General features: G+C 59.3%; 11 protein-coding genes. 7 read left to right on the plus strand and 4 right to left on the minus strand.

The features are described 5' to 3' along the window. Positions 1-442: 442 nt before the first annotated feature. Positions 443-1741, minus strand: a complete 1299-nt coding sequence (locus tag Mal15_RS11845) for a hypothetical protein (protein WP_233903415.1) — start codon at positions 1739-1741, stop codon at positions 443-445. A gap of 680 nt (positions 1742-2421) precedes the next feature. On the opposite strand from Mal15_RS11845, the gene Mal15_RS11850 reads away from it, so the two are divergent. The 3 genes from Mal15_RS11850 (at position 2422) to Mal15_RS11860 (ending at position 7683) form a co-directional block, all read left to right on the plus strand. Further along, the gene (locus tag Mal15_RS11850; protein ID WP_147867950.1) at positions 2422-5982 is read left to right on the plus strand and encodes an aminotransferase class I/II-fold pyridoxal phosphate-dependent enzyme; all 3561 of its coding nucleotides are present in this window, start codon (positions 2422-2424) and stop codon (positions 5980-5982) included. Positions 5983-6206: 224 nt separating this feature from the next. Next, positions 6207-6746 (plus strand): DUF1579 family protein, encoded by a 540-nt coding sequence (locus Mal15_RS11855; protein ID WP_147867951.1) that lies wholly within the window; start codon positions 6207-6209, stop codon positions 6744-6746. Positions 6747-6786: 40 nt separating this feature from the next. After that, positions 6787-7683, plus strand: coding sequence for a rhomboid family intramembrane serine protease (locus Mal15_RS11860; RefSeq protein WP_147867952.1), 897 nt, complete (start codon positions 6787-6789; stop codon positions 7681-7683). Between the two features lie 240 nt (positions 7684-7923). On the opposite strand, the gene Mal15_RS11865 is transcribed toward Mal15_RS11860, so the two are convergent. Next, positions 7924-10566, minus strand: coding sequence for a M1 family aminopeptidase (locus Mal15_RS11865; protein ID WP_167546750.1), 2643 nt, complete (start codon positions 10564-10566; stop codon positions 7924-7926). Between the two features lie 201 nt (positions 10567-10767). Here Mal15_RS11865 and Mal15_RS11870 point away from each other — a divergent pair, with 201 nt between their 5' ends. Continuing rightward, a complete protein-coding gene (locus tag Mal15_RS11870) occupies positions 10768-12075 on the plus strand; it encodes a Gfo/Idh/MocA family protein (protein ID WP_147867954.1) in 1308 nt (435 codons plus the stop codon). Between the two features lie 34 nt (positions 12076-12109). Here Mal15_RS11870 and Mal15_RS11875 read toward each other — a convergent pair whose 3' ends face one another. Then, positions 12110-12697, minus strand: a complete 588-nt coding sequence (locus Mal15_RS11875) for an O-methyltransferase (RefSeq protein ID WP_147867955.1) — start codon at positions 12695-12697, stop codon at positions 12110-12112. A 6-nt stretch (positions 12698-12703) separates the two neighbouring features. After that, positions 12704-13807, minus strand: a complete 1104-nt coding sequence (locus tag Mal15_RS11880) for a baeRF3 domain-containing protein (RefSeq protein ID WP_147867956.1) — start codon at positions 13805-13807, stop codon at positions 12704-12706. A 244-nt stretch (positions 13808-14051) separates the two neighbouring features. Here Mal15_RS11880 and Mal15_RS11885 point away from each other — a divergent pair, with 244 nt between their 5' ends. The 3 genes from Mal15_RS11885 (at position 14052) to Mal15_RS11895 (ending at position 15692) form a co-directional block, all read left to right on the plus strand. Further along, complete coding sequence (locus Mal15_RS11885) at positions 14052-14750, plus strand: hypothetical protein (RefSeq protein ID WP_147867957.1); 699 nt, start codon at positions 14052-14054, stop codon at positions 14748-14750. A 96-nt stretch (positions 14751-14846) separates the two neighbouring features. After that, complete coding sequence (locus Mal15_RS11890) at positions 14847-15086, plus strand: hypothetical protein (protein ID WP_147867958.1); 240 nt, start codon at positions 14847-14849, stop codon at positions 15084-15086. A 336-nt stretch (positions 15087-15422) separates the two neighbouring features. After that, positions 15423-15692 carry a hypothetical protein gene (locus Mal15_RS11895; protein ID WP_147867959.1) on the plus strand — a complete coding sequence of 90 codons (270 nt, stop codon included), beginning with the start codon at positions 15423-15425 and terminating at the stop codon, positions 15690-15692. The last annotated feature ends 45 nt before the right edge of the window (positions 15693-15737 follow it).

Genomic DNA, 15737 nt, shown 5'->3' on the forward strand with positions numbered 1-15737 from the left:
CCGGCCGCCGGGGCGTGCAGCTCCCTCTCACACGTGACGATACGTTCCACGGCGGCGCGAACCCGCCGATGTGATGTGGTCGGGGATCCGTCGACCCTCCCCTCGCTATGCTTGACCCTCCCAGAGGGCATTGGTGTCTACACAACTTACACTGGCTCCCTTCTCTCCCGGCATTGTGGGGGAGAAGGGCTGGGGATGAGGGGGCCATGTCCTGGATTTCGACCCGACTTGCGTAGACACCAATGTACAGAGAGAGTGTTAGAAAACCCGTTACGAACAAAGACTTACAAACCGCACGACTTCTGCCGGGGAGGGGGAATTCTTAACGAGGCGCACATGCCTTCAAGCACCCATCATTCTGCCCCGTATCATTCTGCCTTCCATCGTCTTGCCCCCATCGTTTTGCCCCAACTCCCCGGAAGCGATCCCCATCGCGCACCCTTCACTGCATCTGACAGCGGCGTGCTTTCCAATAGGCGGCCAAGTGATAGACGATGCCGCAGCTCGAACAGCGTCGGTAATCGATTCGTGATGCGATGTCGTTCAGTTGCATCATTTGACGCTCGTCGATCACGGCCCCATCAACCATCATCGGGATCAACGCGGATTCGCCGGCCTCACGAATCACGTGCCAGATCTCGCGATACGGTCCCCACTGCGGGTTCATGTATCCGGCCTGATTGATCCAGTCCTGGACCTTTCGCCAATCGGGACCCAGCATTTGCAATTGCTCGTCGCTTTTTCCCGCGATGGCTTTCATGACGTGTTCCAGCCGAGGTGCTGCGAGCGAACTGACGTGTTGCATGGTTTGCAACAGTTTGCCTTTCAGCTCTTCGTCGGGCTCCAATTCATACAGCACTTCTAGCGAACACTGCATCTGCAACAGTGCATAGGCGGGGCTGTGTTCGGAAGGCGACGCCGATTGTTCGACGGCCGGGGCGGTGTATTGACGCCACAGTTGTCGATAACGCTGGCGGCCGGTCGCTTCCCAGGCCGCGGCATAGATCATCGGCAGTCGCGCCGCTTCGTGTGCTTGGACGTTCCACATCCGGCAGATGCCCAGCGGGCAACGCGTGCCATCGGCGCGACAAAAGTCGTAGTTGTTTTCCGGCGTCACGAACTCGATCATCCGCTCGGCGACGTCGGCCAAAATGCCGGCGATCTCGGTTTTCGTCGCTTCGTCAGGAAGGGGACTGCGATAGTACTTCCAAAGCCCGTGAACGAAGTGCGTGTATTGGTCCCGGGAGGAATTGATGTAGACGCTTTGGCCATCTTCGATGCAAACATTTCGGGCGACGAATCCGGGCACCCCATGCACCGTCGCACAGCGTCGCATTCCGGCGAACACTCGCGCGGCATCCTCGCGCAGGTTCGTTTCACCGGTGACGGCAAATCGGTCACAAAGCGTGCTCAGCATCGCACCGCCCAAGATCATGCCGTCTTCCATGCCCGTGCTGTAGCCGCAGGGATTGGGATACTGCCGGCCGACCTCTTCGGCGGTCGGCAAGTGTGCCAATTCCTCGCCGGGTTCGTAACTGCTCAGGTAGTCCATGAACGTTTGCGAATCCGGGTGAAAGAACCGTCCCCAGACGACCTCCCAGGCTTGTCCCATTCTCTGGTCCAGTTCAACGGTTTGCCCTTGGGCGCCAACCGCACCGGGGAAAGCAGTCAAGAGCACGCCGAGTAGTACAAAGGGTTTCATGTCGCGAAGTTGTTGTGAATCAAGTGGTGGAATCGACACAGGCAAATTGCCCCAGTCCCAGCCAATGATAAAGGAATGTGTACGTCCCATTCGCCCCTTACTGCCGAGGTCGTGCGTTTTTAAACCTCGGAGATACAAGGTGTTTACGCGCTTCACTCCGCTTGGCAGGAAGCTTGCTTTGACGTGGTGCGTTCGGACAAGAGGATTGGAGGAACCGAAGAAGCCCACGGATAGCAGCGCAAACCCACGGATGTAATGCGGCCTGGGATCCGTGGGTTCGCGCTGCCATCCGTGGGCAATCGCCCTCCGTGTGGTTCAGGGCGGCCAGAGGAATATGGCAAAACCCCCTTAGAATCAAAGACTGAAAAACCGGACGCCCCTTCCAGGGAGGGCTTCTCTTTAGGTTGTGTCTGGGCCTTTTGCGATGCTCGGCGTCTCTGGCGGCAGTGGTGCCAGCGAGAATCGCACCCCTTGGCGAATCCGAGCAAGCTGAAACGGCGGTCTTCTGGGGCTTGCCCCCCGATATTTGCCCCTGATCGTGTCAATGTGGTCCCGAGACACCAGATTTAGTGGATTTGGGGCGTCGTAAAGGGTGGCGGGGACAAGGTATCCTGTAGCGCGTGTGTTAGGACCGGTTTCACTGTCATTTTCGGATCCATCCGCCTTCCGCATCCCGAGTGTTGTCCATTGATTCTGGTCGACCGGGGTTCCGGAGTCCGATGGAGCCCGACGGTCAACCGATCGATTTCGTCGATCATCCCGAGGATCGGGATCGCCGCCCGGCTGCCGAGTCGGCTGCCAGCGTGCGAAACGGGACGGAGACCAAAGGCCGCAGGACAAAACGTCATTACGCGTTGGTTGGGTTCGTGGATTTTCAGCAATTTTTTGGCGACGTCGCTCCCCCCCGAGATCATTACGTGGCGATTCTGCGGCATTGGGCCCGGCATCGCGGCGATTCGGCGGCATTCCGCTTCACAGACGTCGAGACGCACGACACTTCGCTCACCTATGACGAATTGTGGCGGGAGGTCCGCGGGCTGGCGGGTTATCTGCAAGGCAAGTGTCGGATTCGTCCCGGGGATCGCGTCTTGTTGTTGTATCCACCCGGATTGGACTTCATCGTCGGTTTTTTTGCCTGCCATGCCGCCGGAGCGATCGCGGTCCCGGCGTTTCCACCGCGTTCGAACCGAAAGGCGTCGCGGATCCGTTCGATCGTCGTCGATGCCGATGCCAAGTGGGCGTTGACGACTCGGGTCGTTGCCGAGCGTTTGACCGGTCAAACGTGGCACGAAGATTTGGTCGGCGTCCAAGTCCTGGGCACGGACTGTCCCAGTTGCCGCGACATCGACCGTTATCGCGAGCCGGTGATCGACGGTGACACGCTGGGCGTGCTGCAATACACCTCGGGATCGACGGGATCGCCCAAAGGCGTGATGTTGACTCAGCGAAATCTGGTCGCCAACGCGGAATTGATCTGGCACGCGTTCGAGCCGTCCCCGGAAACCATCGGGCTGTCTTGGCTGCCGACCTACCACGACATGGGGCTGGTCGGCGGGATCTTGATGCCCTTGTTCGTCGGCTGCACCAACGTGCTGATGAGTCCGATGACGTTCTTGCAGCGACCGGTGCGATGGTTGCGCGCGATCACCAAGTACGGCGTGACGGTGACCGGCGGTCCCAATTTTTCGTACCAACTGTGTGTCGACAAAATCGCCCAATCCGAGATGGAAGGGCTGGATCTGAGCACCGTTGCGATCGCGTTCAACGGTGCCGAACCGATTCGCGCCAACACGCTCGAAGCGTTTCGTCAAAAGTTTGAACCGTACGGGTTTCGCGCTTCGGCCAGTCTTCCCTGCTACGGGATGGCGGAAACGACATTGATCGTCACCGGCGGTCCCAGCGAGACCCGTCCGGTACTGCAATCGTTTGATCGCTTTGAACTGGACAAGAAGCACGTCGTCCCGCGCGAGGACAACGACCCGTCGGCACGCAAGTTGGTCGGCTGCGGCGCGGTGCTTCCCAACGAAACGGTGTTGATCGTCGATCCGGAAACCCGCAAGGTTTTGGCCGACGACCAGATCGGCGAGATCTGGGTCGACAGCCCCTCGGTCGGCGCGGGCTATTACCAGCGTAAGGAGGCGACCGAACGGACGTTCAAGGCGATGACCGACGACGACCGCGGGCCGTTCTTGCGGACCGGTGACCTGGGGTTTTTGTACGAGGGCCAACTGTACGTCTCCGGCCGACTGAAGGACATGATCATCGTCCGTGGGGTCAATCGCTATCCCCAGGACGTCGAAGAAACGGTCGAACGCTCCAGTCCGATCGTCCAAGCCGGTGCGGTCGCCGCATTTGCGATGGAATATGACGGTCGCGAACAGCTGGCGATCGTCGCCGAAGCGGCCCGTGTCCGCGATGTCGATTGGGACGCCCAAATCCAAGCCATCCGACGCGCCGTCACCGATGAACACGATCTGCCACCCGACGCGGTCTATCTGGTTCGCAACAGCAGCGTCCCGAAAACCAGCAGCGGAAAAATCCAACGCCACGCTTGCCTGCACGCCGTGCGCGACAATGAGCTGAAATTGATTGCCAAATGGGTCCGCTGGGAAGAGGTCGCCGGAACGGCCGCCCTGGGCGAAGCGATGCCGATGATGCAGGCCGCCGCCGCGGGCGGACGCGGCGAAACCGTCAACGAGGCGGATGTCAATCCGCTGGTCGTTGCGGCGATTCAGTACCATGTGCGAACCGTGGCCGGCGAGCGTGCCAAGTCGTTGCGGCTGGACACCAACATCGTCCTGGACTTGGGACTGGACAGCTTGGAACGCCTGGAAATCGCCCGTAACCTGGAACGGACCTTCGGCGGCCGGTTCCCCGAACAGGTGCTCGACGAGATCGAAACGATCGGCCAGACCGCCTTGGCCGTCCAGCGTTATCTTCCGCCGGGGGCCGATGCGCGTGCCGAAGCGATGCTGACGGGAACTGCCGACGCCGCCCATCAAACCATCACGGTCAGTGCCGATGCCCGACCGGTCGCCGAAGAACCGGCCGTGGAACCGGAGGATCGGGTCGAGCAGTTCGCCGAGTACCGCCGGCTCAAGGCGACGATGGAACAGATGCAGATGACCGGGGTTCCCAATCCTTATTTCACGGTCCACGAGAGCATTGTCGCCGACACCACCGTCGTCAACGGAAAAGAACTGATCAGTTTTGCGAGTTACAACTACCTGGGGATGAGCGGCCATCCGGACGTTTCCAAGGCCGCCGCGGATGCAGTCCAACGCTACGGCACCAGCGTCTCGGCCAGTCGGCTGGTTTCCGGTGAAAAGCCGATCCACGGTCAACTGGAACGAAAGATCGCCGAATTCATCGGTGTCGACAATTCGATCCTGATGGTCGGCGGTCACGCGACCAATGAAACGACCATCGGTCACCTGGTCGGCGAAGGCGACTTGATCTTGCACGATGCGCTGGCCCACAACAGTATCGTCCAAGGTGCGTTGCTCTCGGGCGCCCGCCGCAGGCCGTTCCCGCACAACGACTACGCGGCGCTGGACCGCACCCTGGCGGAAATCCGTTCCAAGTACCGTCGTGTGCTGATCATCGTCGAAGGCGTCTACAGCATGGACGGCGACTTCTGCAACGTCCCGGAATTCATCGCCGTCAAAAAGCGGCACCGCGCGATGTTGATGGTCGACGAAGCCCACAGTTTCGGCACCATGGGAAAACACGGCCGAGGCATGGCGGAACACTATGGCATCGATGCCCGTGACGTCGACATTTGGATGGGAACGCTCTCCAAGTCGGCGGCTTCCTGCGGCGGCTACATCGCCGGTTCCAACGCCCTGGTGGAATTGCTGCGTTACACGGCTCCGGGATTCGTTTTCAGCGTCGGAATGCCGCCGGCACAAGTCGCCGCGGCACTGGCGGCGATCGAAACACTGGAAAAAGAACCCGAGCGTGTCGATCGGCTTCGTCAACGCAGTGAACTGTTTTTGCAACTTTGCAAAGACGCCGGACTGGACACCGGTGCCAGCGCTGGTACCCCCGTGATCCCCGTGATCACCGGCAATTCGATGGTCGCCCTGCGTTTGTCCAACCGACTCAAAGGCGACGGGATCAACGTCCAGCCGATCCTCTATCCGGCCGTGGACGAATCCGCCGCCAGACTGAGGTTCTTCCTGACCAGCGAACATTCCGAACAGCAAATCCGATTTGCGGTGGAACGCACCTCGCATCACCTGGCCGAACTCGGTTTTGCCACCGCCGCGTCGGCCTAGATGCATCGTCGACACTGCGGTTTACCAGGCGTTCGCTTTTGCTCGGTCGTGCGGAATCATTTCGTCCAGTTCCTTCAGGAAAAAGGACCAGTCGACCTGACGCGTCTCGCTGGCATTAATTTTCATCTTTTTCCGGGCGGCGATCGATCTGCCGAACGATTTGTGTTACCACAGACCACTCAATCGTGTGATCTTCCGCGCCCAACGCATTCCCGGAGCGACTGATGAAAGTTCTTGTCTTGATGGCAGCGTTTTGCTTGACCGCCTCCCTCGCACTCGCCCAGGACGAGGCCTCGGCCCCGTCCGAAGAACACGCCTATTTGGCGAAAACCGTCGGCACCCGGACCGGCACGATGAAGGTCTGGCCACAGGGACCCGATGGAGACGCCATGGAGATTCCGTTCACCGAAACCAACACCGCGATCTTGGGCGGGAATTGGGTGGAGTCCAAGTTCGAATCGGGGCCGTACAAGGGACGCGGGATGAGCGGGTACGATCCCATCAAGAAGAAATACATCGGCACCTGGGCCAACAACATGTCACCCTACTTGGCGGTGATGGAGGGGACGTATGACGAAGCCAAGCACGAGTTGACAATGGTCTTCGACGACATCGACCCGATGACGAATGAACCGGTCAAAATGAAGTCGGTCATCTCCGATGCCCCGGGAAAGCCGTCGACGATGACGATGTATCAAAAGAAAAAGGAATCTGATGCATGGGCAAAGACGTTTGTGTTGACCTACCAAGCGAAACAGAAATGACGATGCGTCCGCGACGTGCCGACAGGACGCAAGCATCAGCGTGAGCGGATCACCACAAGATCACGAAGTCGTCTTCGAATCGGGGGATCGGTCCGCCTGCATGGAACTGCGTCTGGTCCTGGAAGCGGCCGGCATTGCGGCCGGTGCCCAATCACGTCGCGGTCGTTGGCGATTGATCGTTGCGGCGGAAGACGTTTCCGCCGCTCAGAGGGAACTGGAGGAGTACCGCCGGGAGAACCAGTCCCGTTCGACGGAGACCGTCTCGGTGACCCCGACCTATGCCGGCGCCGCCATCGGTGTGGTCGTGTATGCCGCGGTCGTCGTTGTGATCGGTTTGTCGACGTTGCCGTGGGGGCTGGGGGGGGACCTGTTCACGCCCGGCGAAATGCAGGCGGGCAAAGTGCTTGCCGGGGATGCGTGGCGCTGCGTGACGGCGCTCACCCTGCACGTCGATGAGGGACACTTGGCCTCGAATCTGTTGTTCGGCATCCTGTTCGGATTCCTTGCCGGACGAACCGTCGGCGGTGGCATTGCATGGTTTTCGATCGTTTCGGCAGGCGCGGTCGGGAATTGGCTCAATGCGTTGGTCCAGCAACCCGAGCACAGGTCGGTCGGCGCCTCCACGGCCGTCTTCGCCGCGTTGGGGCTGCTGGTCGCGGCGGCGCTGCGGCCCAGGCGGTCCAGCGGCGAAAGTTTATTGCGTCGCTGGCGGCCGTTGGTGGCCGGTGTGATGCTGTTGGCACTGATCGGCGTCGGCGGCGAACGAACCGATGTCACCGCACACGTGACCGGGTTCTTCGCCGGATTGTTGATCGGAGCGATCAGCAGCCGAATTCCGACGCGATGGTTGGCCGATGAACGAACGCAATGGCTGGCCGGACTGGCCACGTTTGCGGTCGTCACTCTGGCCTGGGTCGTGGCGCTCAGTGTGACCTGATTGCCAGCACGACGCGTGAGCGAGTGGCCCTCGTCGGAAGCGGGTTGACTCACGGTCCCTTCGCTAGCGTTTCACGCCTCGTACTGTCCTGTTCTCCCCTCGTTCCCGGGCTCCGCCTGGGAACGCAATGTCGGTGTGGCTCCGCCACGTGTTGTCTGCAATCGGTGAGGCGGAGCCTCCGGTGCAGTGTGTTCCCAGGCAGAGCCTGGGAACAAGTTGCGCTGGCATTGGGCTGTCGCGTCACTCGTCGTCGGCGTCGTCTTGCGCTTTGAACTCCTTCAACTCGCTCTTCAACTTCTCCGTCTCGCGTTTCAGTTCCGCCAGCGTCTTGCGAAGGTCGATGATTTCGGCGGGCACCAACGTCCGCGCTGCGTTGAGATCACCGAGTGCGCGTCGGGCGGCGTCGGCGATCCGCGTGTCTCCCGAATCGGTGTACGCTTCGATCACCGAGACGGCGCGTCGGTCACCCAGTTGGCCGAGGGCACTCAGCGCGTCGGTGTGGACGGTCAACTTGGGGTGTTCGAGTTGCGAACTGAGAAACTGAAACACCGCGTCCCTGTTGTCAGGGTGCCGGTCGTCGAGCGATTTGGCCGTCTTGGCCAACGCGACCAGTCCACGTCCAAAGTCCCGTGCATCGAATTCCGCGTGCCGCGTCTGCAGAGCCGACAGCAGCGCGGGGGCCAACTCGGGCGCGTTCATTTTTCCGATCGCTGCGATTGCCGCGTCGGCCACTTCGTTTCCGAACGATTCGGACAGCAACAGACTGGTCAACTTCTCTTGGGACTTCTTGCCGTGGAACCGAGCCAACGTGCCGATCGCAGCGGATTGGATCGCGGGATTCGCCTCTTTGTCCAAGACCTCCAACGCCAATTCGAGTGTTTCGGCAGTGAATGGGCCGAACATCCGTTGCACGACCGCCTGTCGGACCCGCGCGTCGGTTTGGCCTTGCCAGCTCGATCGCAACGCTTCGAGAGCTTTGTCGCTATCGTGTTTGGCGAGCGACTTGGCCGCCTCGATTCGAACGCCGAAAAACGGATCCGAGTTCAACCGTTCGGCCAGCAACTTCACCGACGCATCCGTCTTGCGATCGGCAAGCGCGACGCAGGCCAGCAAGCGTCCCATCATGTCGTCGACGTTGTTGATTTGGGCCTCCAGCAGATCGTTGCCTTTGTCGAACGCGACATTTGCCAACACGGTGTAGTCGGGATCAAAGCGGACGACCGAAGGCTTGCTGACGAGCGGAACATAGAAGTCTTCTTCGACCCGGCTGATCTCGATCTCGCGGTCGACGACTTCGCCATCCACCATGAATCGGAGCTTGGTGGGAAAGTGGTACAATAGCACATCGTCGCTCAGCTTTTGCGTTTGCTTGATGTTCACCTTGGCCAGCTTTTCCTTCGGCATCCACTTATACGTGATCTTCAGATCGGGGTGCCGTGGATGATAAAGCCACTGGTCAAAGAAGCGGTCCATGGGCCGGCCGCTCAGTTCTTCGATGACTTGACGTAAATCGTCCGACACGACACTCGATAACGCGTGCCGGCGCAGGTACTCCTGGACACATTTGCGATACAGGTCCGCACCGAGCTGGCTGCGCAACATGTGCAACACCCAACTGCCTTTGGGGTACGAGCGATAATCGAACTGCTGCATCGCATTTTTGTAGCCATGGAACACGATCGGTTTGGTGTCTTTGTCTTGGGGCAAGACACGACCGGTTGCGTCCTTGTACAAACCATACAGCATCGCGTCGCGGCCGAACTTGTGACCTTCGTACAGGTGCGTGTAATAGGTCGCAAAGCCTTCATTGAGCCACAGGTGGCTCCAGTCCTTGCAGGTCACGTAGTCGCCGAACCATTGGTGTGCCATTTCGTGGGCATCCAAGTTTCGCGTCGTGCGGATGTTTTCGGTCGCGGTGGAGAAGATTGTGTTGTGCGTCAACGTGGTCAGCGACGTGTTCTCCATCCCGCCGGCGGTGAAGTCACGGATCGTCACCTGATAGTACTTGTCCCACGGAAACGGGATCCCAATCTCTTGCTCAAAGAACTCCATGATGTCGGGGGTGTCGCGAAACGAATTGGCCGCGTGCTCGGCAAGTGTCGGCTGCGTGAAGAACCCGAGTTCGATTTCGCGGTGTCGTTTTTCGAGCTTTTCCAGGTTTCCCGCCACCAGACAGATCAGATAGTTGGCGTGCGGTTTCTCTTGCAGCCAACGCACGGCTTTTAATCCCTGTGGATCGATCGTCTGGCCCATCCGTTTCCCGTTGCTCAGCACGACCATCGATTCGGGGACGTGGCAGATGACTTCCGTCGATGAACGCTCGTTGGGGTAGTCGAAACAAGGGAACCAGTGACGCGCTTCGTGTGTTTCTCCCTGCGTCCAGAGGTGGGTGTCTGGTTCGGGGTAGCCCATTTCCGGGGTGCGGAAATACAGCCCCGCCTTGGGTTGGGCGGAGTAGTCAATTTGGAGCGTGAATTCGGTTCCGACCTCAACGGGATCGCGAAAGGCGATCTGCAATCCGTCGCGGGTTGAAATGAAATCATCGACCGCCGCTTGTTCGCAGCGGACGCGGCGAACTTTGATGTCGATCGCGTCCAATCGCAAGATTTCAACGGGCTTGGCGATCGGTTGTGCAGTGATGCTGACCGTCCCAGCGACGGTCCGGGCGCCAAAGTCCGGTGTCACGTCCAGCTTCAAATGCAACACATCGACTTGACGGTCCGGGGCGTACTGATACCGACCGTCCAATTCCAACCCCAGCGGCATCATCGCGTGCGAGCGACCGTCGGCGCAATAGCGGCAGATGAATTCGGAGCCTGTGGCGTGGCCGAAGAAGCAGCAGAACAATAGAGCGGTCAAGGACCAGCGGTCAAAACGAAACATGGGGTTCATTCAACGGGGGCTCGTGGTGCGTCAACTTTTCAACCGAGGGTGCCGATCCGCCCGATGGCTCGGCATCATCCTTGGCGAACAGTGTACTGCGTGCCGAGATGATTGCGAGCGGCACGGCCCATCGGAATCGACTACATTGGTCGCTCCTCGATGATTCCCCCCTCTCCCACCTTTTTCCCGCAGGGTCCTGCCATGCTTCGTCGTCGTCAATTCCTCGCCGCCTCTGCCGCCGGGATCGCGGCTGCCCCCGCCTTTGTCCGTGGACAAAACTTGAATTCCCGTGTCCAGATCGCGGGCATCGGATGCGACGGCAAGGGTTGGTCGGACATCAAAGAAATGGACTCGCACGCCGCGACTCAAATGGTGGCGTATTGCGATGTCGACCTCTCCCGCACGGAAAAGGTCAAGGATCTCACCCCGGGAGCACCGGTTTATCAAGATTTCCGCGAAATGCTGGCTCGGCACGGTGATTCGATCGATGCCGTCACCGTCTCCACACCGGATCACATGCACGCCTTTATCGGTTTGGATGCGATGCGTCAGGGGAAACACGTCTACTGTCAAAAACCACTGACCCATAATGTCTGGGAGGCTCGGCAGATGGCATTGCAAGCCAAGCAGTCGGGCGTGATCACGCGTCTGGGCAATCAAATCCACTCGCACACGTTTTACCGCACCGCCGTCGCCGCCATTCAGTCAGGCGTGATCGGCAAAGTCAAGGAAGTGCACAGCTGGTGTGCTGCGACGGGACACGGTAAATCGTTCCACATTAGCCGTCCGAAGACTCTCGAAGACGTCCCCAAGACGTTGGCTTGGAATCAGTGGTTGGGCGTCGCTCCGGAACGCCCCTACGGTGGCTGGAAGATCTATCACCCCTGGGGTTGGCGTGATTGGCAGGACTTCGGAAACGGCGCGCTCGGTGATTTCGGCTGTCACATCTTGGATCCGGTTTTCACGGCGCTGAAAATCAATGCGGCACCAATCGAATTGACCGCCGACCACACGGGACTGAACGATGAAGTCTGGCCGGCACAAACGACCGTCAAATATGTCTTTCCGGGGACCGACTGGACCGCTCGCCCAGCGCTGCCGATCACCTGGTATGACGGCGGGCGGCTACCGACCCTGCGCGGTACGGATTTTCCCTCCAATCAAGCGTTGCCCAAAAGTGGTTCATTGTTCGTCGGAGAACAAGCCAGCTTGGTCTTGCCACACGTCGGTGCCCCCTTCGTCTCCAGCGGCGCCCTGTTAGATGAAGTCGAGGGGCTGAACCATTACCACGGTTGGGTCGACGGAATCATCAGCGGCCAACAGCCCAGCGACGGATTTGATTACGGCGGTCCGCTGACCGAAGCCGTTCTGCTGGGTAACGTCGCCGTGCGATACCGAGGTGAAACGTTGAAATGGAACGGCAAAGCAATGCAGTTCACCAACGACGATTCCGCCAACGCATGGCTACGCCGCGACTACCGCGACGGCTGGGACATCGCTGCGGTCTAAGTGTGTCGAACCGGTGGGATAGGCTTCCAGCGGGTCATTCACGGCCCGATGAGCTCTGAACCACCATCTGCCCCTTTCCGATGGGCAGGACGACAACCGAGAAACCGAACCCTTGCGAAAGGGTTCGGCGGAATTCAAACATCTCGCTGGCGTGGGAAACGGCGTTGTCGACAACCATCAGCCCGAATCGCAGCACGCGAAGCAACTCTGGCGCCCAATCCACATATCGTGAGCGGTCCGCGTCCAAAAAAATGAGGTCGTATTGATCGTCAGCACATTGCCGCAGGAAGTCACCGGCATCACTTTGGTGGACGGTGACCTTTTCGGCCAGATCACATGCCGCCAGGTTGGCCTTGGCGCGTTCCAGCTTCGCCGCCGATGCATCAACAGTGTCCACCGTCGCGTCGATCGCCGCCGCAGCGCGTCCGATCCAGAGGGTGGAGTAGCCGTTGGACGTTCCGAGTTCAAGAATCCGCGAGGGCTTGGAGTCACGGATCAGCAGATCCAGGAACATCCCCGTCGACGGGGTGATGTTGAGCATCATTCCCTCTCGCGAATCCGCCGCATCGTCGTTGCGGCAACCGTCGCGATAGAGTTGTTCCAAATAGGCGTCAATGGCCATCTGTCATTAGTACCGAAAGATCGCAGCGACCGTTGCATTGCCCGGCATTTTTTCAGCAGCACATCGGAAGGCCGAACCGCCGTGACGTAGGGTGTCGACGACGATCGAATTTAGTTCCGCTGCCTCCAAGTTGTCAACACAGACCATCACCGAGTCGACGCGTCGATTGGCAGCGGCGGCGGTGATTTCGGAGACGTCGTCGGATCCACTCCCTTGTGCGATCGCGGCTGCGAATCGTTCGGCCGTGTCTTGTTCGACCGCCTTGTGGTCAATTGAGAGCGTCTGGCAAACGCGTTCTCGAAGTTCTTCGTCGCTCCACTGCGATGAACTTCCCTCGATCTTTGCATCGACGCGGACGTCGGTCGCTGCCTCGAAATGCCCGGCCACTTCGGTCGTTGCGACCAGCGCCAACGGACTTCCCGAATCGTAGACTGCACCGGCGACTTGATCGCCGACGATCGAAAGGTACTGCCGGCGGTCTGCTTCGATTTTGTCTTCTCCTTCGCCATGCCCATGGAACATCGCCGTCGATGTCGCGCCGGCATTGCCATGGCTACGATGGCTGGTGTTCTGCAGATTCTCTTCGGGATCACGTGGCAAGACGAGATCGTGGAATTTCGCGGGCAACATTTCGGTTGGCATCGATTCCAGTGACTCGCCATCAAAGCGATACAGGTTCGCGCTATCCCAAGTCAACGAGAGCACGAGTGGTCGTTCGGCGTCCTCGCCGGAACGCAACAGCGGCAACACGAAGAACTCGTCGGCGACGGACACCGACGCTGGAACGGTCCGATCGACAAGGAACACACGCCTTTGGTCGGACGTCAAGAAAATTGCGAGCCCTTCTTTCTGGTGCTGCCAAAAATCAAAGTTGGTCGATAGTGATTCAAGCGGTTCAAGAATCGAACAATCGTGCCCAGCGTCTTCGAGCTTCTGTTTCGCCTCACCGAGCAGGTTCTTGAAACGAATCGCATTCTGCCGCGTCTCGGGTCCCGATCGGTGCGTCGGCATGAGGATCGAAACACAGGGATTTTCAGACGTTTCGGCGAGCGTTTTCAGATCTTCGGGAGTGAGACGGCTGGGTGAGATGTCGTTGATTGTCGTTGACATGGCAATCTCGCATTATCTAGAGGAAAAGTTTTGTCCCCTACTGCGAGGTTGCAAATGGAATGCCGAACGCGCCCCCACCGGCGACGGTCGCCGACATCCTGACGACCGAGGCGACGGTCCGCACAGTCGCTACAACTGGGCCGGCCAACGAGGATCGGGCGACTTCATCGGCTCGCTAACAGGCTTCACAAGGTCATCGTCCTAGACTTTCTTCGAATCGATTCGTCCCCGAGGAAGTCTCAACATGAACTGGGAAGCTGTATTGATCGTGCCACTGATCGGCGGATTGTGTTCGATGCTGGCCAAATTCATCGAGACACAACTTCGCAGTCGCGGTGTCTTTCCCGATCTGAATGTCAGCGAGTTCACGGAGGTGCCGGACGATCAATTGCCCCGGTGCCTGCGCGATTCACGCACCCGGCGGGATGCCCAGCTAAGACAAGCCGGGTTCCGCAAATGCGTGAATCAACTGTGCAAACATCGCGGGATGGAATCCTATTCCAGCTACTACCTATCCGCAGACGGAACAACGTTGCTGTTGGATTGTGCCACCCGCAAGCTTCTTGGTGGTTATCCGTCCGAGTTTTCGACCGCACTTCGATCGCTTTGTGCCGACGGGCACATGGTTGAAACGTCGTCCCACAACAAACTACCCCGCATGTTTGCCGACATGCCGCCCGAAGCGATGTTCACCGTCGCGGTTGTGGGCAGCGATGAGATTCACCTGCTTGTCGACGAACATCAGAAACAGGTTACCGAACGACTGGAGTCTGGCAACAGCGAACTGATCCCGATCTCCGAAAATTGCATCCGCGAAATCGAGACTTATGGGTTGCTAGTGGTCGACTGGCAATTGCATCGAACGAAACAAGCACCCAAACCGGAAACGACCGCGTCGGACTATTTTCGCGACTCGGCCCTGGGCCTCGCGGAAGCGGTGTGAAACTTCGCTCGCGACCGGGCACTCCGATAGGATTTTCTCCACGCAATCGTCGCGAACTGGACGGGGCTGGCCGACCGGATGCGCTTCGACGAGTGGATGAATACCGAGATGGACGTCTACCGCCAAGTCGCTCCGGTCATCATGCTGATTCTGATCGGTGTGTTCTTCTGGAGAGACCGCGCGTACCTGGATGAGCCCGACAGGGACAAGCTTTACCATGCGTCCATGCTGCTGTGCTTGTCCCAGGTCAAAGCGTTTGCCGTGCTGATCGTCCTAGGATTGTTGGGGATCCTAGTGTACGCAATCGGCCTCGTGGCGGGATTCTGGCAGCTGTAGCGGAACTCCCCAACGGCTTGTCGAATTACGAGCCCGAGAGGCGAGGCAGATCCATGCTAGCCCGACGCGTTAGCGAGGGGCCAAACGGCGTCCCTCGCTTACGGGTTGGGCTAGCATAGGGAGCGTGAAGCCGGATCAACCAACAAGCCGCCAAGGTTTCGCTCCCCGGCGGCGGATCCGCGTTCCCAGTGGGGCGAAACGAGAACCAAATGTGATCCGTTTCAAACGGCTCGGCGAAACGCGGGTCGACGACGTGGTTGCCACGCTCGATCGCCTGGATGCCGAGACCGACAAGCCAGGTTTGGCGGTTCAATTCAGCGCGGGTAAGCACCGTCGATGCCGGCTGCGATCGTCACGCAAGCAGCAACCAACAGGACGAACGCATGCGTCCGGGTAAACGTTTTGGTACGTGCGCAATCGATGACGGTGGCGGCGGCAACGATCAGAAACATCAACGAGCAAGCCGACATGATCGACGAGCCAACCGCTGGCATCAGATCGTACAGTTTTGCATTCGTGCTTGGGTCGACGAACGACGAAGCGAAAAACCGTATCAACCACCCCGCGACTCCGGTCGCAGCGGACACGAGCGCGAGTCGGATGTAGAGCGGATACTGTCGCCGTTCCACCAATAGGCCCCCTCAGTCGTCA

The organism is Stieleria maiorica, assembly GCF_008035925.1.
In the GTDB taxonomy this organism is placed as follows: Bacteria; Planctomycetota; Planctomycetia; order Pirellulales; family Pirellulaceae; genus Stieleria; species Stieleria maiorica.